This window comes from Lacinutrix sp. MEBiC02595, assembly GCF_053601555.1.
On sequence record NZ_JBSHNU010000060.1, the window covers coordinates 1 to 3448 of the forward strand.

Genomic DNA, 3448 nt, shown 5'->3' on the forward strand with positions numbered 1-3448 from the left:
CGTTAAGTTGCGCAATAAAAGGAGGAAAGCTAAACGTGTTTTGCTTTTACAGTTGAATAGCGAAAAGTGTTTTTTTTAAACTCTTTGGAGTATTTAGCGATTGAGTAAGCATTTCCTGGCGAGCTAAAATTTCCTTGGCTTTAAAAAACTGTGCAAGAGTTATTTCTCCTTAGCGTCAAAATTCCGCAAAGAATTCAATTCGTGAATTGAGTAAGCAGAGTTCGCGATTATTTTATTAAGATTTGAGTAAGGAAATAATCCGATTATTTATGTTTTAAGAAATTCAGTTTGTTGAAATTGAGGATTCTCGGCTATTTTTTATAACGTGTTTGTATATGATTAGTGGCGTGTTTCAGCACCTAATTTAGCAAATAAAAACGGAATAGAAAATCTGCAAAGATTTTCGTAAGCAAGCCAAAACTAGCCATTAATTATATACGTTGTTATCTATAGGTCTTTTCATAGTTAGCCAGAGTTCAGATGTTTAAATTTTTATATAAATATAATTTAGGAATTCTGATTTTAGCAACGGTTTAAGCGCAATGATACGTTTCTACTGTCCAGATTAGCTCAGATTGGTTTTTCTGCGTGTAATTCAGTCGTAACGATAAACGCAAGCTTTTCAATCTTGGTTTACTTTATTGATCTTTTTAATCTAAAATTATCTTGGTTTATAAAATCAAACAGAATCCAATCCGTAACGTTTTTCAGATTACATTATTCATCTGAGTAATTATTCCCTTATTGGAAGTTCAGACTTATAGATTTTCCAATAATTTTTGTTGGTGAGTAACTTATAGATAACGGTTTGTGTATGAGTAGTAAGGGATTAAATATACAATAAATTTCGAGTTAAGCACTTAGCCAAATTTGCAATTTTACTATTAACTTTTTTCATTTATTCGTCAAATTACAAATTTGGCGGACTTCATAAATATGCACCAACTTTCGGTTTGGCACTTAACCCTTATTACTTATACACGTTGTTACCACACGTTTTATTCCGTTCTTATTTGTTCATTTATTCTTTCCGCTGTCAAAGTATCTATCACTACTTTACTTTTAACTTTGATTTCAAGATAAGAAACTAATTCAAATTCATCTTCTCGATTATATGATTCGTACTCTTCAATTCTTTTGATAATTCCGTTTTTATCGTAATTGATGTTTGTTAGTTCTTCAAGTCCGTCTTTGGTAATTTGTGATTCTTTTATTTCAATTAAACGACCTTCTTTGTCGTAAGTTCTAATTTCTTTTTGTGAGTAATCTTTTCCATCATTGTAATATGTTTGGAAAATACCAATTCTTTGGTTTTTAGTATAATTATATTTACAATCCCAACGCAATTTTCCGTCATAGATTTGTGAAAGATTGATAAGTTTTCCGTCTTTGTTATATTCTCTTTTATAATAATAAGTAGAATCAAATTTCACGCCTTGATATTCCCCTTTTTTACTATACCAGTAAGCAGTTTTATTATATAAAGTGTCTGAAGTCTTGTCATACACTTTTTCCAAAATGATATTATTGTTTTTATCTAAATCGAAAACTTTATAATAATTATGGGTTAGATTTTTTTCGTAATCTGTTCCCCAAATATTCTCTTTTGCTTTATTTCCTTTTTCATCATATTCTAACAGTCTTATTTGGTTCAATAGTCTTAAATCCGTATTATGATACTTTCCGTAATTTATTGATTTTAGCAGATTGCCTTTTGAATCAAAATACATTTTTGAAGAAGGTCTATTACGCTTATTAGTTTTTCTTTTTGTCAATTCGTAATCCGAATTTCTTTTAAAACTGTGATTAATAAATTTTATTTCTATTTCTCCAATTTTATCCGTTAGATTTTGCCCGAATAAATTCAATGTAAAGAATATTGTTAGTATGCAGAAAGTTTCTCTCAAATGTGTGGTAACGTGTTTGTATATGGTTTGTTGCGTGTTTCAAGCACCTAATTTAGTAAACAATTACCGACCAAGAAAGTCCGCGAGGACTTTCGTAAGTAGGCGAGAAGCTAGCAATAAATTATATACGGTGTTGGCACCAGTTTTTATTCCGTTTCGTAAACTCGTTTTCTCAAAATTTCTTGATTTGCTATTAGTTCATTTTCAAGAACATCCTTTAAATGTATTGAGTTTCCGTCCGCTTTATAAAAAGTCCATTCTTTTGTTAATGTTCCACAATTAAGATTTGCTCCACCTTTGCAATTAGTTCCAACATTTCTAGCTGACAATTTATAAATACCATTTGCTTTAGTTTGTCCGTTAGGAAAATAATAACTCCATTCTCCAACTTTATATTCATAAAAGTCTGTAAAAGGAACAACGCCACAAACAGTATAACTGCCAGAGGAATAATTTCCTTTGGATTTTATTTCTCCATTTTCATAATATTCAGCCCATTCAGAGTCTCGCAATCCATTTTTAAGATTACCACTAATTTTCTTTTGTCCACTTGAGTAATATTCCACAAATAGACCATTATCAATTTTATCATTTGAGTAGTTTAGCGAAAATTGAATTTGACCGTTTGGATAGAAATAGTTGAATTTTTTTATTCTGTTTCCGTATGAATTTTTGTTAGCAGAGTTTCTTAAATCAATATTTTTATTTGTGTAATGTTGTTCTATTTTTACTTGTCCATTTTCATAAAAATCCATCCATTTTCCGTTTTTTACTCCAAGCGAATCGTAGGATTGTATTTTTTTATAGTTTCCATTTTCGTAAAATGTTTTTAGAAAGGTTTTATTTGAGAAAATATGTCCATTTTGAGCTGCGTCCAATCTATAAATTACACTATCTCTTATTTTCCCACTTTTATAGAAACTAGTTTTTAATCCAACTATCTTTTCGTTTTTGTAATTTTCAATTGTTTCTATTTTACCGTTTTGAAAGAATTGCTTGTATTCTCCATTCAATTTGGTTTTTTTTAATTCAAAAATTTTAGCTGGAATCGAATCGTTGTTTTTATAGAACTGAATCCATTGTCCATCAATATTTTGTTTCCAATCAAGTTTGTATTTTTCACGAATTACATTTTCTTTCCAATATGTTAAGTCGTTCATATACTTTTCGTCCTGACTTTCTGGAAAAAGCAAAAATTCTTTTCCAAGATATTCGACAGTTGAAATACTTTGAGCATTGCATAGCAAAAAGTTTAAAAACAGTAATAATATTGTAGTTAGAAGTTTCATTCTCAAATTGGTGCCAACGTGTTTGTATATGATTAGTGGCGTGTTTCAGCACCTAATTTAGTAAATAAAAACCGAATAGAAAATCTGCAAAGATTTTCGTAAGCAAGCTATAACTAGCCATTAATTATATACGTTGTTATCTATAGGTCTTTTCATAGTTAGCCAGAGTTCAGATGTTTAAAATTTTATATAAATATAATTTAGGAATTCTGATTTTAGCTACGGTTTAAGCGCAATGATACATTTCTACTG

Annotated in this window: 2 protein-coding genes; both read right to left on the reverse strand. The window is 29.6% G+C overall.

Annotated features, from left to right (window positions below):
• Nucleotides 1-998: 998 nt before the first annotated feature.
• Entirely contained in the window at nt 999-1775 is a 777-nt protein-coding gene (locus tag ACVCZW_RS00225; RefSeq protein ID WP_452231313.1) for a hypothetical protein, read from the reverse strand.
• Nucleotides 1776-2053: 278 nt separating this feature from the next.
• On the reverse strand, nt 2054-3067 hold the full coding sequence (locus tag ACVCZW_RS00230; protein ID WP_452231314.1) for a toxin-antitoxin system YwqK family antitoxin: 1014 nt from the start codon (nt 3065-3067) through the stop codon (nt 2054-2056).
• Nucleotides 3068-3448: the final 381 nt, after the last annotated feature.